The 21,308-nt window shown below is 68.0% G+C and carries 19 protein-coding genes and 1 tRNA gene; 12 read left to right on the forward strand and 8 right to left on the reverse strand.

The features are described 5' to 3' along the window. Positions 1-202 precede the first annotated feature (202 nt). Genes acs through LDO13_RS15265 form a run of 3 tightly spaced genes read left to right on the forward strand, consistent with a single transcriptional unit; the run spans position 203 to position 3,934 of the window. A complete protein-coding gene (acs, locus tag LDO13_RS15255) occupies positions 203-2,233 on the forward strand; it encodes an acetate--CoA ligase (RefSeq protein WP_224047522.1) in 2,031 nt (676 codons plus the stop codon). Positions 2,234-2,276: 43 nt separating this feature from the next. Next, a complete protein-coding gene (locus tag LDO13_RS15260) occupies positions 2,277-3,515 on the forward strand; it encodes an NAD(P)/FAD-dependent oxidoreductase (RefSeq protein ID WP_224047523.1) in 1,239 nt (412 codons plus the stop codon). Then, on the forward strand, positions 3,512-3,934 hold the full coding sequence (locus tag LDO13_RS15265) for an SRPBCC family protein (protein WP_224047524.1): 423 nt from the start codon (positions 3,512-3,514) through the stop codon (positions 3,932-3,934). Before LDO13_RS15260 ends, LDO13_RS15265 begins: the two co-directional genes overlap by 4 nt. A gap of 34 nt (positions 3,935-3,968) precedes the next feature. Here LDO13_RS15265 and LDO13_RS15270 read toward each other — a convergent pair whose 3' ends face one another. After that, complete coding sequence (locus LDO13_RS15270; protein ID WP_224047525.1) at positions 3,969-4,904, reverse strand: SMP-30/gluconolactonase/LRE family protein; 936 nt, start codon at positions 4,902-4,904, stop codon at positions 3,969-3,971. Between the two features lie 229 nt (positions 4,905-5,133). Here LDO13_RS15270 and aroQ point away from each other — a divergent pair, with 229 nt between their 5' ends. Beyond that, complete coding sequence (aroQ, locus tag LDO13_RS15275; protein ID WP_224047526.1) at positions 5,134-5,607, forward strand: type II 3-dehydroquinate dehydratase; 474 nt, start codon at positions 5,134-5,136, stop codon at positions 5,605-5,607. 2 nt (positions 5,608-5,609) lie between these two features. Next, positions 5,610-6,683 (forward strand): DUF2332 domain-containing protein, encoded by a 1,074-nt coding sequence (locus tag LDO13_RS15280; RefSeq protein WP_224047527.1) that lies wholly within the window; start codon positions 5,610-5,612, stop codon positions 6,681-6,683. Positions 6,684-6,716: 33 nt separating this feature from the next. Here LDO13_RS15280 and LDO13_RS15285 read toward each other — a convergent pair whose 3' ends face one another. Then, positions 6,717-7,901 carry a MarP family serine protease gene (locus LDO13_RS15285; protein WP_224047528.1) on the reverse strand — a complete coding sequence of 395 codons (1,185 nt, stop codon included), beginning with the start codon at positions 7,899-7,901 and terminating at the stop codon, positions 6,717-6,719. Between the two features lie 204 nt (positions 7,902-8,105). On the opposite strand from LDO13_RS15285, the gene LDO13_RS15290 reads away from it, so the two are divergent. Next, complete coding sequence (locus LDO13_RS15290; protein ID WP_011693220.1) at positions 8,106-8,783, forward strand: Crp/Fnr family transcriptional regulator; 678 nt, start codon at positions 8,106-8,108, stop codon at positions 8,781-8,783. Between the two features lie 74 nt (positions 8,784-8,857). Here the strand turns inward: LDO13_RS15290 and LDO13_RS15295 are convergent, their stop codons facing one another. From LDO13_RS15295 to LDO13_RS15310, 4 genes are all read right to left on the reverse strand, one after another. Further along, on the reverse strand, positions 8,858-9,259 hold the full coding sequence (locus LDO13_RS15295) for a VOC family protein (protein WP_224047529.1): 402 nt from the start codon (positions 9,257-9,259) through the stop codon (positions 8,858-8,860). A gap of 61 nt (positions 9,260-9,320) precedes the next feature. Continuing rightward, complete coding sequence (locus LDO13_RS15300; protein WP_224047530.1) at positions 9,321-10,232, reverse strand: NUDIX hydrolase; 912 nt, start codon at positions 10,230-10,232, stop codon at positions 9,321-9,323. A gap of 16 nt (positions 10,233-10,248) precedes the next feature. After that, positions 10,249-10,818 carry a RidA family protein gene (locus LDO13_RS15305; RefSeq protein WP_224047531.1) on the reverse strand — a complete coding sequence of 190 codons (570 nt, stop codon included), beginning with the start codon at positions 10,816-10,818 and terminating at the stop codon, positions 10,249-10,251. Between the two features lie 2 nt (positions 10,819-10,820). Continuing rightward, positions 10,821-10,976, reverse strand: a complete 156-nt coding sequence (locus LDO13_RS15310) for a DUF4177 domain-containing protein (protein ID WP_003797879.1) — start codon at positions 10,974-10,976, stop codon at positions 10,821-10,823. A 37-nt stretch (positions 10,977-11,013) separates the two neighbouring features. Here LDO13_RS15310 and LDO13_RS15315 point away from each other — a divergent pair, with 37 nt between their 5' ends. From LDO13_RS15315 to LDO13_RS15335, 5 genes are all read left to right on the forward strand, one after another. Continuing rightward, positions 11,014-13,287, forward strand: coding sequence for a transglycosylase domain-containing protein (locus LDO13_RS15315; protein ID WP_224047532.1), 2,274 nt, complete (start codon positions 11,014-11,016; stop codon positions 13,285-13,287). Beyond that, complete coding sequence (locus LDO13_RS15320; protein ID WP_224047533.1) at positions 13,284-14,231, forward strand: metallophosphoesterase; 948 nt, start codon at positions 13,284-13,286, stop codon at positions 14,229-14,231. Before LDO13_RS15315 ends, LDO13_RS15320 begins: the two co-directional genes overlap by 4 nt. A gap of 342 nt (positions 14,232-14,573) precedes the next feature. Further along, positions 14,574-16,406, forward strand: a complete 1,833-nt coding sequence (locus tag LDO13_RS15325) for an ABC transporter ATP-binding protein (RefSeq protein ID WP_224047534.1) — start codon at positions 14,574-14,576, stop codon at positions 16,404-16,406. Continuing rightward, positions 16,403-18,232 carry an ABC transporter ATP-binding protein gene (locus tag LDO13_RS15330; protein ID WP_224047535.1) on the forward strand — a complete coding sequence of 610 codons (1,830 nt, stop codon included), beginning with the start codon at positions 16,403-16,405 and terminating at the stop codon, positions 18,230-18,232. The genes LDO13_RS15325 and LDO13_RS15330 overlap by 4 nt, the downstream gene beginning before the upstream one ends. A 132-nt stretch (positions 18,233-18,364) precedes the next feature. Further along, a tRNA-Pro gene (locus tag LDO13_RS15335) sits at positions 18,365-18,441 on the forward strand. A 218-nt stretch (positions 18,442-18,659) separates the two neighbouring features. Here LDO13_RS15335 and LDO13_RS15340 read toward each other — a convergent pair. Then, positions 18,660-18,899 carry a hypothetical protein gene (locus LDO13_RS15340; RefSeq protein ID WP_224047536.1) on the reverse strand — a complete coding sequence of 80 codons (240 nt, stop codon included), beginning with the start codon at positions 18,897-18,899 and terminating at the stop codon, positions 18,660-18,662. A 144-nt stretch (positions 18,900-19,043) separates the two neighbouring features. Here LDO13_RS15340 and LDO13_RS15345 point away from each other — a divergent pair, with 144 nt between their 5' ends. Continuing rightward, complete coding sequence (locus tag LDO13_RS15345; RefSeq protein WP_224047537.1) at positions 19,044-20,336, forward strand: helix-turn-helix domain-containing protein; 1,293 nt, start codon at positions 19,044-19,046, stop codon at positions 20,334-20,336. Here the strand turns inward: LDO13_RS15345 and LDO13_RS15350 are convergent. After that, a complete protein-coding gene (locus LDO13_RS15350; RefSeq protein ID WP_224047538.1) occupies positions 20,333-21,307 on the reverse strand; it encodes a phosphoribosylaminoimidazolesuccinocarboxamide synthase in 975 nt (324 codons plus the stop codon). The two genes, LDO13_RS15345 and LDO13_RS15350, sit on opposite strands and share 4 nt — an antisense overlap. Between the last annotated feature and the right edge of the window lies 1 nt (position 21,308).

Below are 21,308 nucleotides of genomic sequence, written 5' to 3' on the forward strand. Positions count from 1 at the left end.
TTCGGCGCTTAACAAACACCGCTCACGGTTCGCTGTGTGACGCGGCACACGTCGGGCGCGGCTCAGGCGTTAGTGTGTATTTCGGAACAGCTCTTTGCGGTCCGACCGTGACCAGCCCATGCCCGACGCCGCGCACGCGGCACGGCCCTGCGGCGGAACGGACGCTCCGCGCAGCACGGATCGATGAATGATGAGGTTCACCATGTCCCAGCAGACACCCGGCTCCACGACGACGCAGGCCCCCCAGGGCGATGCCTTCGAAAACCTGTCGCAGGAGAACCGCAAGTTCGCGCCTTCCCCCGAGTTCGCGGCCAACGCGGTGGTCACGGCCGCCGACTACGCCGAGGCCGACGCCGACCGGCCGGCCTTCTGGGCCAAACAGGCCCGCGGGCTGCTCACCTGGAGCAAGGACTTCACCCAGACCCTGGACTGGTCCACGCCGCCGTTCGCCAAATGGTTCGTCGGCGGGGAGATCAACGCCGCGTACAACGCCCTGGACCGGCACGTCGAGGCCGGCAACGGGGACCGGGTGGCCATCTACTTCGAGGGCGAGCCCGGTGACACCCGTACATACACGTACGCCCAGCTGACCGAAGAAGTGAAGAAGGCCGCCAACGCCTTCGAGTCCCTTGGCGTGGCCAAGGGTGACCGTGTGGCCGTGTACCTGCCGATGATCCCCGAGGCCGTCATCACGCTGCTTGCCTGCGCCCGGATCGGCGCGATCCACTCGGTGGTCTTCGGCGGCTTCTCCGCCGAGGCCCTGCGGTCCCGGATCGACGACGCCGAAGCCAAGCTCGTGGTCACCGCCGACGGCACGTACCGCCGCGGCAAGCCCAGCTCCCTCAAACACGCCGTCGACGAGGCACTGTCCCACGAAGGCGACGGCAGCGGCCACACCGTGCAGAACGTCGTCGTCGTCAAGCGCAACGGCCAGGACGTCGACTGGCATGACGGCCGGGACCACTGGTGGTCCGACACCGTCGAGACCGCCTCCGCCGAGCACACCGCCGTCGGGCATGACTCCGAGCACCCGCTCTTCATCCTCTACACCTCCGGCACCACCGGCAAGCCGAAGGGCATCCTGCACACCACCGGCGGCTACCTCACCCAGGGCGCCTACACCCACAAGGCCGTTTTCGACCTGAAGCCGGAAACCGACGTGTACTGGTGCACGGCCGACGTCGGCTGGATCACCGGTCACTCCTACGTCGCCTACGCCCCGCTCATCAACGGCGCCACCCAGGTCATGTACGAGGGCACCCCGGACTCCCCGCACCAGGGCCGCTGGTGGGAAATCGTGGAGAAGTACAAGGTCTCCATCCTCTACACCGCCCCCACCGCCATCCGTACCTTCATGAAGTGGGGCAAGGAGATCCCGGCGAAGTCAGACCTCTCCTCGATCCGCGTCCTGGGCTCGGTGGGCGAACCCATCAACCCCGAAGCGTGGATGTGGTACCGCGAGGTCATCGGCGGCAACGCGGGGAAGAACGGCGAGCGGAAGGAAACACCGGCGCCGATCGTGGACACCTGGTGGCAGACCGAAACGGGCGCGCAGATGATCGCCCCGCTGCCCGGGGTCACCGCCACCAAGCCCGGTTCCGCCCAGGTTCCACTGCCCGGCATCGCCGTGGACGTCGTGGACGAACTCGGCGGGTCCGTGCCGAACGGTTCCGGCGGCTACCTCGTCATCCGCGAACCGTGGCCGGCCATGCTCCGCGGCATCTGGGGCGACCCGGAGCGCTTCAAGGAAACCTACTGGTCCCGCTTCGAAACCATGTACTTCGCCGGGGACGGCGCCAAGAGGGACGAGGACGGCGACATCTGGCTGCTCGGCCGGGTGGACGATGTGATGAACATTTCCGGCCACCGGCTCTCCACCGCCGAAATCGAATCCGCCCTCGTGTCCCACCCGGCAGTCGCGGAAGCCGCCGTCGTGGGCGCCGCGGACGAGACCACCGGCCAGGCCGTCGTCGCGTTCGTGATCCTCCGCGGCGACGCCGTGGACACCGGGGACGCGATCGTGCAGGAACTCCGGAACCACGTGGGCAAGGAGATCGGGCCGATCGCGAAGCCCAAGACCATCCTCGTGGTGCCCGAACTGCCCAAGACCCGCTCGGGCAAGATCATGCGGCGCCTGCTCAAGGACGTCGCGGAAGGCCGTGAGGTCGGCGATGCCACTACCCTGGCCGACAACACGGTGATGGCGCAGATCGCGCAGTCGCTGAGGAAGTGAGCAGGGACCCGGTCCAGGCTGTCCAGGCCGGAACGTTGCAGCAATGACGGATGCATGTGACGTATTGGTGGTCGGAGCCGGCCTGGCCGGGCTGCAATGCGCCCGGGAACTGCAGGCCGCCGGGCGGCAGGTGCTCGTGTGGGAGGCCTCCGACGATATCGGGGGCCGGATCCGGACCGACCGGATCGACGGCTTCCTCGTGGACCGCGGGTTTCAGGTGCTCAATCCCTCCTACCCCGCGGTCCGCCGGTGGGTCGACGTCGGGGCCCTGGCGCTGCAGTCTTTCGGCGCCGGCCTGCGGGTCCGCGGCCCGGACTCCATCGCGGTCCTCGCCCACCCGCTGCGCGAGCCCGCCCTGATCTTGCAGACCCTGCGCAGCGGCCTGCTGGACCCGCGCTCCGTCGCTGGGCTGCTGCGCTGGGCCGGACCGGCGTTCACCGGCCACCGGCGGCACCCCGGCAGCGATGTTCCGCTGCGGGCGGCTCTGGATCGGGCCGGATGCTCCGGCGGACTGCGCCGGGCAGTGGACCAGTTCCTCGCCGGAGTGCTGCTGGACGACGAGGGCACCACCTCCAACGACTTCGCATTGCAGCTGGTGCGCGTGTTCGCGACCGGCGTGCAGGGGTTGCCGCGCGACGGCATGCAGGCTCTCCCCCGGCAGCTGGCGGACACCCTCATTACCCCGGTCCGCACTTCGACCCGGGTGGAATCGATCACCCCGGACGGGGACGGGGCCGTGGTCACTGCCGCGGGTGCCAGGCTCCGGGCCCGCCACGTCGTGCTCGCCGCCGATCCGGTCAACTCGGCCAGACTGACCGGCGGCGAGGTTCCGGCCATGAAGGGCGTGCTGACCCACTGGTTCGCGGCCGACACGGCTCCCAGCGCGGTGGACATGCTCCACATCGACGGCCGCGCGCACCCGGGCGGGCCGCTCGTCAACGCTGCGGTAATTTCCAACGCGGCCCCGAGCTACGCCCCGGCCGGGCGGCACCTGGTCCAGACGTCCGCGCTGCGTGTCCCGGGCCGGCCGATCCCGAGCGACGACGACGTCCTCCGGCACGCCGCAGACCTTTTCGGCTCCTCCACGTCCGGCTGGGAGCTGGTGGCGCGGCACGACGTCCCGCATGCGCTGCCCCTGCAGCGGCCGCCGCTGCGGCCCCAGCCGGTGGAGGGCCCGTCCGGGCTGGTCATCTGCGGGGACCACCGGGAGACCGCGTCCATTAATGGTGCGCTCTTCAGCGGCCACCGTGCCGCCCTCGCCATCCTCGGACGGCCCAGATGACCTTCTCGGTGTCACGCCGGGTCGCCGCGTCCGCGGAGGACGTCTGGACTCTGCTCACCGATACTGGGCAGTGGCCGGCCTGGGGACCATCGATCACCGGCGTCGAGCCCGCCCGGACCGGAATCCCCGCCGGTCCCGAGGCAGGGCGCGCGGCCGAGCCCGGATCCGGAGGGCTTGCCGCCGGCAGCAGGGGCAGGGTCCGCACCGTCCTGGGCGTGGCGCTGCCGTACACCGTGACGGCGCTCGAGCCCGGCCGGTACTGGTCCTGGTCCGTTGCGGGGCTCCCGGCCACCGGCCATCGAGTTGTTCCGCAGGGCGGCGGCTGCCTCGTCACTTTCACGGTCCCGTGGTGGGCGCCGGCCTACCTTCCGGTGTGTGCCCTGGCGCTGCGCCGGATTGAGCGGATCGCGGCGCGTTAAGAAGGCGCGGCCGGTTCACCCGCCGCCGTGGCCCTCAGCCGCCGGAGCACGCCTTGACGAGGACAACTTCGAAACTCGTGGCCCCCGGCGTCGTGAATTTCGCGTTGACGACTGCGAGGGTTTCGCCGAACAACGCCGCCGTCGTGGGGATGTCGAAGTTCTCGCTGGTGATGACTTCCCTCACCTCACCGGAGCTGAGGCGAGAATTCAGATCGATCCTGCTGACCTGGTTGAGGAAGTTCTGCACCGCCCAGAGCGTGCCGTCCCGGACGACGATGCCGTCCACGTTCGTCACGGTGACCGGGGCTCCGGAGGAGTCCGTGACCTCGATCAACTTGTTCGATCCGTCGGCGGGATCGACCGCGTACAGGGCGCCGCGGCCCGTGTGGGCGACGATCAGCCGGTCGCCGTCGTCGGCGGCGGCGATGCCGTTGAGGTTGAACCCCTCGTCCACGGTGCCGGCCGGCGCGTCGAGGGCCAGGGTCCGGGCGTCGCCCGGTTTCCCGTCGCTGCTGATCGGGATGCGGTAGAGCTCACCGGCGCGCGAGTTGGTAAACCACGCGCCGTCGCGGGTCAGTGCGACGTCGTTGATGAAGCTGGCACCCGCCGGAGCCAGGTCGTAGACCCTCACGGTCTTCTTCGTCTCCAGGTCATAGACATAGGCCTGGCCGGTGGCGCCGCCGGCGACGAAGAGCAGGTCATTATCCCGGTCAACCTTCATCCCGACGGCGGCCCGGCCCTCCGGCGCCGTGATGAACGGATGTGCCGTGCCCTTGTCGATGTCCCCACGGAAGATGTTCCCGTTGGGCAGGTCGCCGGCGAAAAACGTGGTGCCCTCGCCTGCGGCGATGCCTTCAGCGCCGGTGGCGCCGGGGAGTCTGATCACCGGGGTCCGGTCATCCCCGTCCGCTCGGGCGGCGGCGGCCAGGGGCGCCGGCACGAGGAACGCCGCAAGGGTGACGATGCCCACGGCGACCCTACAGATTGATTTTCGTGCATGAATGTTGCGCATGATGTGCTCCGAGATGGGCGTTGCGCGCGGGCTGACCAGTACGGGAGCTCCGCACGATGGTCCTTTCAGTCTAGGCAGGCCGGCAGGCGCGGACCAGAGCCGGCCGGCGGGTCACCGTGCTGTCATTTGCGCGCCGATTCCGCAATTGGATACGGCCGCGCGCAATCAACGCGATACATTGGCAGGCATGAGCGAAGCCACCCCCGACGGCGCCGGCCGCGGCACCATCCTGGTCCTCAACGGGCCCAACCTGAACCTGCTCGGCACGCGCGAACCCGAGAAATACGGCACCGCCACCCTGGCCGACGTCGAACAGCTCGCCAAGGACGCCGGCGCGGCGCACGGTCTCGACGTCGAGTGCTTCCAGTCGAACCATGAGGGCGCCCTTGTGGACGCCATCCATGCCGCCCGCGGCAAGGCCGTCGGCATCGTCATCAACGCCGGCGCCTACACGCACACCTCGGTCGCCATCCGGGACGCCATCTCCGCGGTGCAGCTGCCCGCCGTCGAGGTCCACATCACGAATGTCCATGCCCGCGAGGAGTTCCGGCACCACTCGTACCTCTCGGACATCAGCAACGCCGTCATAGCCGGCGCCGGAATCCTGGGCTACCGGTTCGCCGTCGAATACCTCGCCGGGCTGCAGGCCGGCCGGGACTGAGCATGTCCTCCGGTGGCACCGCCCGCGGGGACGCAGGCCCTGCGGAATCGGGCCCTGCGGAATCGGGCACGGCTGCGTGGTACCGGCACTTCGGTACGGTCGACGCGCCCGGGAACTCGGAGTGCTACGCCGAATGGTCGGTGGGGATCGCGGAGGACCCGGAGCTGCTCCGGCGGATTGACGAGTGGCCGCACAACAAACGACAGCCCCTGCTGATGCTCGCGGCCGCCCGCTTCCTCGGTGCGCCGATCAGCCCCTACCGGGACTTCCGGGCCTTCCTGGACGCACACTGGGCTGATGTCTCCCGCACGGTGCTCTCCCGCGCCACCCAGACAAATGAGGCCGGGCGCTGCGCCACCCTGCTGCCTTCCCTCGCGCAGATCGCCGCGGCCGGCGGGCGCCCGCTCGCGCTCATCGAGGTCGGGGCCTCGGCCGGGCTCACCCTGTTTCCGGACCGCTACGGCTACGAGTTCAGCGCCGGCGCCGGCGCCCAGGTCATCCGGCTGGCCCCCGACAGCGCCGCCCCCGGCAGCTACCCGGTCCTGGGCTGCGCCGTCACGGGCCCGGTCCCGCTTCCGGCGGAACTCCCGCAGGTGGTGTGGCGTGCGGGAATCGACCTCAACCCGCTCGACGTCCGGAACCCCGACGACGTTGCCTGGCTGGAGGCCCTGATCTGGCCGGAGCAGGACTTCCGCCGCGAGAGGCTGCGCCTGGCGATTTCGCTCGCCCAGGCCGACCCGCCGCTGCTCGTGGCCGGGGACCTCAACGACCAACTGGTCGGCCTGGCCGCGAAGGCGCCGCCGGACGCGACCCTGGTTGTGTTCCACAGCGCGGTCATGGCCTACCTTGACGCGGAGGCCCGGGACCGGTTCCGCGGCACCATGGCGCGGCTCGCCGCCGAACGCGGCTGCCACTGGCTCTCCAACGAGGGGCACATGGTGATCCTCCAGGCGGACGGCTCCAGCGTGGTCCCGGAAATGGATGACGGGCGGCTCCGCGGACGGTTCCTGCTGCTGCACAACGGCAGGCCGGTGGCGATCACCGGCCCGCACGGCCAAAGCCTGGAGTGGCTGTAGCAGACTAGTTCCCGCCGCCGGGAACGTCGCCGGTTACTTCTGGATGCACTGGCCCGGGGAAACGGTACTGCCGAGGCCCGGCGCCTGGGCCGCGACCGGCTCCAGGTCCGTCATGGTGATGGCATATCCCAGCGAGGACTCGCCCGTGGCCTTGGCGAAAATTACTCCTGCCACCTGGCCGTCGTTGGTCAGCAGCGGCCCTCCCGAGTTGCCCGGCTGGACGTCCCCGGCGATCCGGTACACGTCAGCCGGCGAGGGGTTGTTGCCGTAGATGTCCGGGACAAGCACCGTCGCAATGTCCTGCACCGTGGCAGGTTTGGACTGGAACGGGCCGCCGTGGGGGTACCCGGCAAACGCTGCCGGGCTGCCGGCCGGCAGGTCGGAGCTGAGCGGCAGCGGGGCGGTGCGGAGTCCGTCCACGGCCACTACCGCGAGGTCGTGCTGGGTGTCGAAGTACACGACCCGCCCGGGCAGGGCGCCGCCGCCGGGGATCTCCACCACCGGTTCCGGCACGCCGGCGACCACGTGGGCGTTCGTAACCACCCGGCCGGGGGAAACGACGAACCCGGTTCCGGTCTGGTTTTGCCCGCACTGGTAGGCGGTGCCGGCAATCTTCAGGACCGACGCCGCGGCCCTGTTCAGTGCCGGAGTGTCGGTGCTGGTGTCCGGGATGGCCACCGGTTGGCCCTGCCCGATGCCCTCGAACAGCGTCGGGATGCCGTCACCGATCACGGCGGACCGCAGCTGCGCCATCGACGTCTTGAGCGGCACGGGAGTCACGCCGTCGATAAAGCGGATCACCTTGGACTCGGCGAGCGGCTGCGAAACGAAGGGAACACCGAGCGCGCCGATACTGAAGGCCAGCATCGACATCACCAAGGCGGACACCACCACGTTGACGCCGCCGCCGGCCAACCGGTCCGCGGACCGCAGCGGGCTGATCTTGACGACGCTGCGGATCCGGCGGCCGATTGCTGTGCCCAGCCCGTGCCCGAGGACCATCAGGAGCACGGCGGTGGCAATGATGGCCGTGAGGCGCCAACCGCTGTCCTCCACTAGTCCGCTGACAATGGGGACGGACACAAACGCGGCCACGGCACCCGCGGCGAATCCGGCGATGCCGCCGGCTGTCACCAGGAAGCCATTGCGCAGGCCATGAAACAGGTAGGACAGCAGCGTCAAAATCAACACGAGGTCCAAGATGGTCAAGCCGAACACCAATGCTCCTTACAGGCAGGTAAACCCCAATTCTACCGGCGCAGGCTGACAGTTTGCCCGGCGCGTCCGGCGGCCGAAGAAGGCGCCGATGAACCCGCGGCCGCGACGTTTGGCGCGTTTCGGTGCCAAGTACGTCACAGACGCGCCAAAATTCTGAAACAATGGCTGAAGCGCCCCAGCCGACACAGTTAGTCAGGAGATTTCATGGATATCGAGGTATTGCGCCGCGCACCCCTTTTCGCCACGCTCGACGACGAGGCGTTCCGTCTGCTGACGGACGAACTCACCGAGGTGGACCTCTCACGCGGAGCCTCGGTATTCCGGGAAGGTGACCAGGGCGACCAGCTCTATTTCATCGTCTCCGGCAAGGTCAAGCTGGGACGCACGTCCCCCGACGGCCGGGAGTCACTGCTTGCCATCCTCGGCCCGGGGGAGCTCTTCGGCGAAATGGCACTGTTCGACCCGAGCCCGCGCACCGCCACGGCAACGGCCGTCTCGGAGACCCGCCTGGCCGGGCTCAAGAATGAGAGCCTCAACGCCCTGCTGCGCACCCGTCCGGAGGTTTCGGCACAGCTGCTGCAGGCCCTGGCCCGCCGCCTGCGCCGCACCAACGATTCCCTGTCCGACCTGGTCTTCTCCGACGTCCCGGGCCGCGTGGCCAAGGCGCTGCTGGACCTGGCGGACCGCTTCGGGCGCCCCGCGACCGACGGGGTCCTGGTGGCCCACGAGCTCACGCAGGAAGAACTGGCCCAGCTGGTCGGAGCTTCCCGCGAAACGGTCAACAAGGCCCTCGCCGAGTTCGTGCAGCGCGGCTGGCTGCGCCTGGAAGCCCGCGCCGTCGTCATCCTCGACATGCAGCGCCTCCGCCAGCGCTCCCGCTAAGCCTGTTTGCCAGCACACCTGCAGTGCACCGAAGGCCGGCTCCGTGAAGACACGGAGCCGGCCTTCGGCGTCTCTCAGGACTCTGGTTCGTAGCCGATGAGCCAGTGAAGTCCATGACGGTCGATGACCTGGCCGTCCGAAGCGCCCCAGGGCTTCGGGGCAAGCGGGTCGACCACCCTGCCGCCGGCGGCGAGTTTGTCGAACCACTCGTGGAGAACTGCCGGTTCGGCGGTCCCCAGCAGTGAGAGCCTGAGGCCTTCGAACCGGACACTCTTTTCGCCGGCGGCCGCATCAGACCCCGCCAAGGCGACTGTGCCGTTCAGCTGGCCGTGGGCGATGGCATCCGGCGGGCCGTCGGTGCGGCTGAACTCCGCGTAGGTGTACAAGGCAAGTTCACCGCCGAAAACATCCGCGTAGAAGCCGAGTGCTTCACGCGCTGTGCCGGGGAAACTGACATAGATCTGCAGGGCCGTCATGCGCACAGCATACAGACAGCCACGCACGACCGGTCCCGTTGGCGCGCCGGATCTACGTTGCTCAGCGTTCGCGCTGGGGTTCCCCGGCCACGGTCTTGGCCGCCTCGACCTCGAGCATGAGCCGGCCGTCTTCCTCGACAAGCTTCGGCTGGTAAACGTGGGCCTTGCGCTTGTAGCTCAGGTAGGCGATGCAGCCGTTGGCGGCGGCCATCTTCTCCAGCATGATCTCCGAGCCGGGCACCAGGAGCTGGCCGAGGACAAGCCCGGTGGTGTTCTCCTGGGCCACCTCATCGCCCAGGGCAGTGGTGTTCCGGTCGTCGATGACCTTCCGGGCACACACCCAGCGTCCCCACACCCCTTTGCTGGCCAGCAGCGACGGCTGCTGGTTCATCGGCACCGTGGCCGCGAAGTAGCGGGTGTTGAAGCGGCGGTGCGCGAAGTCCGGGCTGAGCCAGTTGACCAGGGGCTTGAGCAGGTCCGTCCGCACGGAGAGCCCGCGCTTGGCGAGCACGTCCGTGAACGACTTCTCCTGCTCCGCCACAGCCACCCTGGCCCGCATCCACTCCGCCGAGGACGTCGCCTCGACGGTGGTGGACAGGTCCGGTCCGGCCAGGAAGATGCCGGTTTCCTCGAACAGCTCACGGATGGCGCCCACCACGTGGCGGCGCGCCAAGCCGACGTCGTCCGTTCCCATCTGCTCGGCCCAATGCTGCGGCGAAGGGCCCAGCCAGCCGACGGCGTCGTCGTCGGACGCCTCCAGCGACCCGCCCGGGAAGGCGAGCACACCTAGCGGTGAGGACCCGGGCCGGTAGCCCAGCCAGGTCTCCAGGCCGGTGGGAGAATCGCGGAGGAGCACTACCGAGGATGCGAACCGGGCCGCGCGGGGGGTCCGTTCTCCGTGTTCGAGCCAGCTGCGGGCCGCCCCCTCAAGATCCGGAGGGAGGACAAACAGTCGTCGGGCTAACTGAGGCAAGGAACTGACCTGCCCTCTAGGCGAATTCGGCGATCAGTTCGACTTCAACCGGTGAGTCGAGCGGAAGAACAGCAACGCCGACGGCGGACCGCGCGTGCTGGCCGGCGTCGCCGAGAACCTGGCCGAGCAGTTCGGATGCGCCGTTGATCACACCGGGCTGGCCGGTGAAGGACGGGTCGGAGGAGACGAACCCCACAACCTTGACGATCCGGGTGATGCGGTCAAGGTCCCCGATGACGCTCTTCACGGCAGCCAGTGCGTTGACGGCGCACACGGCGGCGTACCGCTTGGCCTCTTCGGGTGAGACGGTGACCTCGTCCGAGGCGCCTTCGGTTCCGGAGGACACCTTGCCGGTCGCCTCGAGCCTGCCGTCGATGAACGGCAGCTGGCCGGAGGTGTAGACATGGTTGCCGGAGATCACAGCGGGGACGTAGGCGGCAACCGGAGCGGCGACCTCGGGCAGGGTCAGGCCGAGCTCGGCCAGGCGCTGCTCGACGGCGGACGACGCGCCCGTGCCGGCGGAGCTGTGGGCCGGAGTTTCGGGAGCCGCCGAGGCGCCCGGGGCGGCAGATGCGGGGGTGCTCATGGCTACTGCTTCTCCCGCTTCAGGTAGGCGACCAGGCCGTTTCCGTCGGGGCCGGGGACAACCTGGACAAGCTCCCAGCCGTCGTCACCCCACTGGTCCAAAATCTGCTTTGTGGCGTGGATAATGAGCGGAATCGTGGCGTACTCCCATTTGGTCATGAGCTAAAGCCTAGTCCTTGCCGGTAAAGTGGAAAACATGGCGACTGGTAAGAACCCTTTATTTGACACGGCCACCACCCTCGGAAAGATCCTTCTTTTCCTGGGCGTGAGCGCCATTTGTGGCGTCCTGGTGGCGGGACTGCTGGTCCCTGCGGCCGCCGTCACCGGCAGCTCGGCCAGCGGATCGATCAAATTTTTCGAGACCCTTCCGGCCGAGCTGAAAGTGGACCCGCCGAGCCAGTCGACGACGATCCTGGCCTCCGACGGCAGCGTGATCGCCAGCCTCTACGCGGAGAACCGCACCAAAGTCTCCCTCGACCAGATGTCGCCGTACATCAAGGATGCGGTCATCGCCATCGAGGACAGCCGCTTCTACGAGCACGGCGGCGTGGACACCACCGGCATCATGCGTGCGCTGGTCAGCACCGCCCGCGGCAACAAGCAGGGCGCGTCCACCATCACGCAGCAGTACGTCAACAACGTCATCAACTCTTCCCTCGAGGCCGAGGGAAAGAGCGACCAGGTCCTCCTCAACGGTGTGAACAAGGGCGTCGGCGACAAACTGCGGGAAATGAAGCTCGCCATCGCCCTGGAGAAGAAGTTCACCAAGGAAGAGATCCTCGAGGGTTACCTCAACATCGTCTTCTTCAACCGCGACGCCTACGGCATCGAGGCCGCGTCCAAGTTCTTCTTCAGCACCACCGCCAAGGATCTGACCCTGCCGCAGGCCGCTCTCCTGGCCGGCCTCGTCAACAGCCCGTCCTTCTATGACCCGATCACCAACCCCGAGAACGCCAAGGTCCGGCGCGACCTGGTGCTCCAGTCCATGCTGACCCAGGGCAAGATCAAGCAGGCCGACTACGATGCCGCCGTTGCCACTCCGGTGGAAACGAAGGTCACCCCGGCGCGCCAGGGCTGTGCCTACTCGGCGACGGCCCCGTACTTCTGCGACTACGTGCTGCACCTGCTGCTGAACAACCCGGCCTACGGCGCGGACGCCGACGCCCGGGTCCGCAAGGTGTTCCGCGGCGGCCTCACCATCAAGACCACGCTGGACCCGAATGCCCAGGCCGCGGCACAGACCCAGGTTGAGGCCTCCGCCGGGGAGAACCCGGACAAGTGGGGCGCCTCGCTGGTCTCCGTGCAGCCGGGCTCGGGCAAGATCGTCTCCATGGCCCAGAACACCCAGTTCCTGGAGGCCGAGGGGAAGTTCAACAACGTCATCAACTTCAACGTGGACATGAAGGACGCCAAGGGCAATGACCTCGGCGGCCTGGGCGGTTTCCAGCCCGGGTCCACCATGAAGCCGTTTACCTTCGCGCAGTGGCTGAACGAGGGCAAGTCCATGAACACGGTCCTCAACGGTTCCGTGCGCAAGTACCCGCTGAACTTCCGGTGGAAGAACACCTGCCCCACCCCCGTGCAAGGCGCCTACAACACGGCGGAAGAAGGCCTGGGCGCGGCTCCTGACCTGCAGAACGCCGAAGAGGACTGGTACCGCCCCCTGTCCGTCCTCGAGGGCCTCTACAACTCGATCAACACCATCACCTTTGCCTCCGCGGCGCAGGTGGACCTCTGTGGCATCCAGAAGATCGTCGACGCCGTGGGAATCCACGCGGGCCAGACGAACGAGCCCGTTCCCATGACCCGGCTGTCGAACCTGATCGGCGCCACCCAGACCTCGCCGCTGACCATGGCCAGCGCGTTTGCGACCTTCGCGAACGACGGCAAGTACTGCGAGCCGATCGCCATCGAGTCGGTCACGGACGCCACCGGCGCCCAGCTGCCGGCGCAGGCCACGAGCTGCCGCGATGCGATCAAACCGGAAGTTGCCCGCGGCGTGACCTATGCGCTGCAGGAAGTCCTTAACCGCGGTTCCGGCTCCCTGATCCAGCCGCGGATCTCCACCCGGACCAGCTTCCCGATCGCTGCCAAGACCGGTACCAACGACCGCAACAACTCCACCTGGGTGGTCGGCTTCACCAGCGGCCTGGCGACGGCGTCATGGTTCGGCGATGCGCTCGGCGGCCAGGACCGGTTCGGCCGCAACCTAACCCTGAACGGCAAGTTCTACAAGGCGATCGACGGTTACATGATCGCGGGTCCGCAGTTCTCGAAATACATGGCCCAGGTGGCACCGGCGTTCGGCACCAACCCGTTCCCGGCCCCGCCGTCGAACCTGGTGACCAGCCCGGCTCCCGCGCCCAAGCCGTCGTCGGATGCGACGCCGGCACCGTCCAGCCCGGCCCCGAGTGAGCCGGCGCCGGCGCCGTCGGACCAGCCAGGTAACGGCGATAAGCCCAAACCGTGAACCGGCTTGACCCGCTGGCAAGCCGCGTCCGACGCGTCGGGCGCGGCTTTGCCGTAACCGCTGCCGCCGGCGCCGTCTCAGGCGCCGCCATGACCGCGTACGGGCTGTGGGAGAAAAACCAGTTTGTCCTGCGCGAAGAGACCCTCCCGATCCTCCCTGTCGGCTTTGGCCCGATCCGGGTGCTTCACCTGAGCGACATCCACTTCGTGCCCGGCCAGCAGCGGAAGGCCGAATGGCTGTCCTCGCTGGCGGGACTGCGGCCGGACCTGGTGGTGAACACCGGCGACAACCTCAGCCACGCCCAGGCCGTGGAGCCCCTGCTGGAGTCGCTCCGCCCGCTGATGGAGTTCCCCGGGGTCTTCGTTCCCGGCTCGAACGACTACTTCGCCCCGCGGCTGAAGAACCCGGCGTCGTACTTCCTGGGCCCGTCCTCGAAACCCAAGACCCCGGCCAAGCTGGACTGGCCGCGGCTCCGTTCCGGTTTTGGCATGGGCGGCTGGGTGGACTTGACCAACCGCTGCCAGTCGCTGGTGGTCAAGGGCCTGCGCATTGACTTTTCGGGCGTGGACGATCCGCATCTCGGCCTCGAGCGGTACGCCGGCTGGCCCCGCGGCACCAAGGGCCAAAACACCAGACCGCACCTCCGCGTCGCTGTGATCCATGCGCCCTACCAGCGCGTCCTGGACCATTTCACCGAGGACGGCACCGACCTGCTCCTGGCCGGGCACACCCACGGGGGCCAGATCTGCCTCCCGGGATACGGCGCGCTGGTCGCCAACTGCGACCTCCCGACGTGGCGTGCCAAGGGCCTGCACGACTGGGAAAGCAAGGGACGCACGACGCCGGTGAACGTCTCCGGCGGCATCGGCACCTCGCGTTTCGCCCCGGTACGGATCGCGTGCAGGCCCGAGGCCGTGCTGCTCACGCTCACCGAGCGTCCCTGACCCCGCCTCCCCCGCCTCCACGGGACATGCCCTCCCCTGGGCGCCGCCGCTGGACATAGTGCGCTTATGGCCCTTCCCCGCGGCCACCATCGGACATGTCCCCTCGAAGCACCCACAGCCACCACTGGATATGTCCCCTCTAAGCACCCGCGGCCACCACTGGACATGTCCCGCGGTATGCGCGGCGCACCGGGATGCCATTGCGGAATGTAATTACTGGGCGAGATCCTGATGCTGTCGACTTTTATGTGAACCGGGTCACCCGATGGCCTAGGGTAGTTGCTACAGGAAACTACATCCATTTGCGTTAGATATTTCGCAGTTGCGTTTTAAGAAGCAGGCATGGCCAAGCAGACCTCATTTTTCTCCTCCATCAGCCGTCTCTATCCGCACGTCAAGCCGATCATTCCGCGGCTGGTCATGGGCCTGCTCTGCGCACTGCTCGCCAGCGTGGTGGCCCTGGCCATCCCCCAGGTGCTCCGGGTGCTGGTCAACCAGTCCCTCCAGCCCGGCGGCAGCACGGACGCGGTCTGGATCGCCTCCCTCGTCATCCTGGTCCTGGGCATTGCCGAGGCGGTGCTCGTGGCCCTGCGCCGGCAGTTCGTGATCAACCCCGCGACCACGGTCGAGACCCGGATGCGGGTGTCCCTGTACGGCCATCTGCAGGACCTGACGGTCTCCTTCCACGACCGCTGGGGCTCCGGGCAGCTGCTCTCCCGCGCCATGACGGACCTGAATTTCCTGCGCCGCTGGATGGCCTTCGGCGCCATCATGCTGGTGGTTACCACCCTGACCGTCGTGATCGGCGTCGCCGTCATGTTCTCGATGAGCTGGCAGCTGGCACTGATCTTCCTCGCCGCCGCGGTGCCGATCATGATCTACGGCTTCCGCTTCCGCACCCGCTTCAGCAAGGTGGCCCGCCGCAGCCAGGACCAGGCCGGCGACCTCGCCACCACGGTCGAGGAATCGGTCCACGGGATCCGTGTGCTCAAGGCGTTCGGCCGCAGCCGCGAGGCACTGGAAAACTTCAACGAACAGGCCGAGGAACTCCGGCAGACCGAGATTGCGAAGGCCAAGCACCTCGCCACGTTCAGCCTGGTGGTCACCCTCCTGCCCGAGCTGGCCCTCGGCGCCGGCCTCGTCGTCGGCATCCTGCTGGCCTCCACCGGCGAGCTGAGCATCGGCGCGCTCGTGGCGTTCTTCGCCACCGCTGCCGTCATCGCCACGCCGGTGGAATTCTGCGGCATGCTGCTGGCCATGGCCCTCACCGCGAAAACCGCGGTGGACCGGCACTTCGAGGTGATGGACTCGGTGAACACCATCACCAGCCCCGACCAGCCGCGCCGCCCCGCCGAGCTGAAGGGCGCCCTCAGCTTCAACAACGCCACCTTCGCCTACGAGGATGCCCCGGACAAGCCGATCCTCAACGACATCAGCCTTGACATCAAACCCGGCGAAACCATGGCCCTGGTGGGAATCACGGGCAGCGGGAAGAGCGCCCTGCTCCAGCTGGTCCCCCGGCTGTACGAGGTCACGGACGGTTCCATCACCATCGACGGGGTGGACCTGCGCGAGTTCAGCGTCGAGGAGCTCCGCACGGTGGTCGCCGTCGCGTTTGAGGACACCACCTTGTTCTCCAGCTCCGTCCGCGACAACGTGATGCTCGGCGCCCCGGCCGGCCTCCCCGCCGAGCGCCGGGAAGAGGCCCTGGAGGAGGCGCTCGACGTCGCCCAGGCCCACTTCGCGTACTCGCTCCCGGCCGGCCTGGACACCCTGATCGGCGAGGAAGGGCTCAGCCTGTCGGGCGGCCAGCGGCAGCGCATCGCCCTGGCCCGCGCCATCGCCGCCCGGCCCAGGGTCCTGGTCTTGGACGATCCGCTGTCCGCCCTTGATGTCCACACCGAGGAGCTCGTCGAGGCCAGGCTGCGGGAGGTGCTCACCGAAACGACGACGCTGATCGTGGCGCACAGGCCGTCCACCGTCGCGCTGGCGGACCGGGTGGCCCTGCTGGAGGACGGACGCATCACCGCCGTCGGCACCCACACCGAGCTGCTCGCGGAGAACCGCCACTACCGCTACGTGATCGCCAGCCTCGACCCGGAGCCGCGGGACCTGGACTCCGAGCTGCTGGATTCCGAACTGTCAGATCTCGACGCCGAGGAGGTTTCCCGATGAGCAGTGCGACCTTCGGCACCGCGAACGAGGACAACGCGCACCTGTCCAAGGGCGAGAGCAAGACCGTCCGGCGCCGTTCCCTGGCCCTTCTGGGTTCGCTGATCCGCCCGGTCCGCCGGCGGTTCTGGCTGACCATTGCCGCCGTCGTGCTGTCCCAGGCGGCCCGCGTCGCGGGGCCCGCGCTGATCGCTTTCGGCATCGACCGGGCCCTTCCGGCCCTGACCGCCGGCGACAGCGTCCCGCTGCTGCTCACCGGCGCCGCCTACCTCGCCGCCGCCGTCGCGACGGCGTGCCTTACCGCCCTGTACGTGACCTCGACGGCGAGGCTGAGCCAGGCGATGCTGCTGGACCTGCGCGTCCGGGTCTTCCGGCACACCCAGCGGCTCAGCCTGGAATTCCACGAAAAGTACACGTCGGGGCGCATCATCGCCCGGCAGACCTCGGACCTGGAGGCGCTGCGCGAACTCCTGGACTCGGGGATCAGCTCGCTGGCCTCCGGGATGCTGTTTATGGTGTTCACCGCCGTGACGGTGTTTGCCCTCGACTGGCGGAGCGGGCTCTTGGTCCTCGCCGCCGGCGTGCCGATGTACTTCCTGGCCCGCTGGTACCAGAAGCACTCCCAGATCGCGTTCCGCGAATCCCGCGTTGTCTCGGCGCGGCTGATCGTGCACTTCGTCGAAACCATGACCGGCATCCGCGCGGTGAAGGCGTTCCGCAAGGAACGCGAAAACGCGGAGCAGTATGCCGGGCTCTCCGAGGACTACCGCAAGGTCACGGTCCGCTCCATCAACCTCAATGGGGTCCTCCAGCCGGGGTTGGTGCTGATCGGGAACGTCTGCGTCGCCGTCGTCCTGCTGTTCGGCGGCTTCCGGGTGCTCAGCGGCGACCTGGCCGTCGGTGTGCTGCTGGCCCTGATCCTGTCCACGAAGCGCTTCTTCCAGCCGGTGGACCAGATGGCCATGTTCTACAACTCGTTCCAGAGCGCGCAGGCTGCGCTGGAGAAGGTCTCCGGGCTGCTCGAGGAGGTTCCCACTGTCCGGCCGCCCAAGAACCCGGTAGCCCTGCACGACGCCAAGGGAGCCATCGACTTCAAGGGGGTCGAATTCCGCTACGGCGACGGGCCGGTCATCATCCCGGCCATGGACCTGCACATCCCCGCCGGCCAGACGGTGGCGCTGGTGGGCCAGACCGGCGCCGGCAAATCCACCCTCGCGAAGCTGATCGCCCGCTTCTACGACGTCTCTTCCGGCTCCCTCACGCTCGACGGCGTGGACCTGCGGGAACTGGCGACGGCGGACCTGCGCCGGAATGTCGTGATGGTCACCCAGGAGGCCTTCCTGTTCAGCGGCTCCGTCGCGGACAACATCGCCCTCGGCCGGCCCGAAGCCTCCCGTGAGGAGATCGAGGACGCCGCCAGGGCCGTGGGCGCGCACGGGTTCATCACGGAACTCCCGGAAGGCTACGACACCGACGTCAACAAGCGCGGCGGCCGGGTCTCCGCCGGACAGCGGCAGCTCATCAGCTTCGCCCGGGCTTTCCTGGCCCGGCCCGCCGTGCTGATCCTGGACGAGGCCACGTCCTCGCTGGACATCCCGTCCGAGCGGCTTGTGCAGACCGGCCTGGCGGGGCTGTTGCAGGGCATCGGCGCCGACAGCGGCCGGACGGCCCTCATCATCGCCCACCGCCTGTCGACAGTGGAGACCGCCGACAGGGTCCTCGTGGTCCATGACGGGCGCGTGGTCGAGGACGGCACCCCGGAGCAGCTGATCGGTGGCGGCGGGCGCTTCGCGCAGCTGCACGGCGCCTGGAAGGACTCGCTGGTCTGAGGCATCGCGGGCCATGAGGTCCGGCGGCGGCTGCTGCTGCGGTGGCCGGCTGCGGCTCCTTGTTGCGGGGCCCGATTTCACATCCGGACCCTCATCCGATACTCTTGTGAAGTTGCTTTTGAAGCAACGGATCGGGATGTGGCGCAGCTTGGTAGCGCGCGTCGTTCGGGACGACGAGGTCGCAGGTTCAAATCCTGTCATCCCGACCAATCAAAAGAGGGCCTTCCATTCGGGAGGCCCTCTTTTTGTTTTCTGCCGGCCGGCGATGCAGCCGCCCCGCCGCCGTCGAGTTCCCCGTCGGCTGCTCCACAAGTGCCGTTTTGACGCCCCATAGGGGCAGTTGTGGAGCAATCGAGGGGGTTTCGGGGCAAAAAATGGCTCCGGGACATGGTTCGCGCATGTCCCGGAGCTATCAAAGAGCCAATGCTTACATCGGATCGGGCCAGTTGCCGATGTTGGTCGAGAAGGTCATCGGGTCCGGCCAGTTGCCGATGGCCGAGAGGCTTCCCTTGCTGCTCATGGGATCGGGCCAGTTGCCGATGGACAGTGTGGTGCCCATGGGGTCGGGCCAGTTACCGATGGCACTTACGGACAGGACTGCGGGAGCCGCTGCGGAGAAAGCCAGCGCCCCTGCCAAGGCGACGGAAGCTGCAATCTTCTTGAACATGTGGGTTCCTCAATACGAGTCGGAAACGCGATTCGGATACATTACAAAGCGAGCACTAGCCCTTGTTGACATACATTGTAAAATGGCTTGCACAGAGACTGTCAAGCATTTAGTACAAAGACTGTCCGGAATTAGGAGGAACCCGTGGGGAACGGATTCGGGGAGAAACTCCGAGCGGAACGGCTCGAACGCGGCCTGACGCAAGCGGAATTGGGACGGGATTTGTACTCGCCCAGCTACATCTCCCTGCTGGAGACCGGACGCCGCGAACCGACCGCCGATGTCATTGAGGAACTGGCGCGGCGGCTCGAACTGGCGCCCAAGGCGCTGGAAGCGTGGAGCCAGCCGGTGTCCGTCAGCGACGCCGAATACGTGTTGGCGGGCCTGTATGCACGCCAGGCCTGGGACCTGCGGGACTACGCCCTGGCCGCAACGCACGCCGCGTCGGCGGCCCAGATCGCCCTGGAAGCCAAAAACACCAGCGCCTGGTGGAACATGAGCTATATGCAGGCCGAGTGCCTGATGAAGCAGGGCCAGCTGAAGGAATGCCAGGACCTGGTCCAGAGGCTGTTGGACCACCCGATGGCCGCCGAATCGGCGGGCCTGGGGGTCCGGGCACGGCAGATGCTCGCGGCCGTGTGCCACGGGCAGGGACAGCTGGCAGTCGCCGTCGGGCATGCGCAGGAAGCCGTGCGGCTCTGCGCGGAGCTGCCCAAAGGCTCCACGCTGATCATTGGTGCGCTGCGCGCCCTGATCGGTGCGCTGGCTGAAAGCGGCCGGCTGGACGAGGCCTGGGAATACTGCCAGGCCATGAACGAGCAGATGGATGACCACTCCATGACCCAGCTCGCCGGCGAGGTCGCCTGGGTGATCGGCAACGTGGCCTTTATGCGCCACGACTACATGGAGGGCATCAAATACCACGAGCGTGCCGCGCAGCTGCTCTCCCCCGCCAACGACATCGACCTCTGGGCGCGGTTCAACAAGGCCTCCGCCGCCGTCCGCCTGTCCTCCGGGATCGTGGAGCCTGAGACGCTGACCTCAATCGAGCGGGCAGAGCTGGCGCTCTCGATCGTTGGCGGGAACAAGACGGACCAGCTGGAGGTGGCGTTCATCCGGGCCCGCTGGCTCTACCTGACCGGCGACATTGTGGCGGCCGTCCAGAAACTGCGGGAGATCCACGCCGAGAAGGACGCACTCGCCAAGCACGTCGCCGGCGAGGTGGCCCTCCTGCTGGGCAAGTCGCTCAAGGCTGCCGGCGAATCCGACGAGGCCCTCATCTACCTCGAGGAAGCCCAGAAGGAATTCAGCGCGGCCGGCGCCTCGGACCGGGTCCAGCAGGCGATGGACGCCGTGCTGGAAATCCGGCTGGCGCAGCGCCGCGCGCAGGCCGCCGCTTCGTCCGGAACGGACGCGGCCCGCTCCGCGACGGCCTAGGCGAACGTCCGCCCGGTGAGTTTCTCGTAGGCCTCGACGTAGCGGCTGCGGGTCCGGGCGACGACGTCGGCCGGCAGCGCCGGCGGCGCCACGTCCGAGGACTTGTCCCAGCCGGATTCGGCGGAGGTCAGCCAGTCCCGGACGTACTGCTTGTCGTAGGAGGGCTGGGCCTTGCCCGGCTCATAGGTGGCTGCATCCCAGAACCGTGAGGAATCCGGGGTGAGCACCTCGTCGCCGAGCGTGATGACGCCGGTGGCGACGTCGAAGCCGAACTCCACCTTCGTGTCGGCGAGGATAATGCCGCGCCCGCGGGCGATCTCCTCGGCCTTGGTGTAGATCTCCAGCGTGAGTTCGCGCAGCCGCGCGGCGATGTCCTCCCCCACGATGCCGACGACGGCGTCGTAGGTGATGTTTTCGTCATGCTCGCCCACCTCGGCCTTCGCGGAGGGGGTGAAGATTGCCTCCTCGAGCCGGGACCCGTCCACCAGGCCTTCCGGCAGGGGGATGCTGCACACGGTGCGGGACTGCCGGTACTCCTCGAGCCCGGAGCCGGTGAGGTAGCCGCGGGCGATGCATTCGACCGGGAACATGTCCAGCTTCTTGCAGATCATTGCCCGGCCCTCCACGGCGGCGGGCACACCGGCGTCGACCGTGGACGCGAGCACGTGGTGCTCCACGCCGAGCTGTTCGAACCACCACAGGCTCAGCTGGGTCAGGATGCGGCCCTTGTCCGGGATCTCGCTGGCGAGGACGTGGTCGTACGCGCTGATGCGGTCGCTGGCCACCACCAGGACGCACTCCTGCCCGATGCGCTCCGTGATGGACTCGTCCGCCGGAACGTAGAGGTCGCGGACCTTTCCGGAGTAGATGTGCTTCCAGCCGGGCAGGTCCAGCGTCTCGGTGTCCAGGCCTCCCCTCGGCGCCGAAGGCGCGGGCTCGGCGGCCGGAAGGGGGGATTCGGAGTGGGTCATG

Origin of the sequence: Arthrobacter sp. NicSoilB4, assembly GCF_019977335.1 — a bacterium.
In the GTDB taxonomy this organism is placed as follows: Bacteria; Actinomycetota; Actinomycetes; order Actinomycetales; family Micrococcaceae; genus Arthrobacter.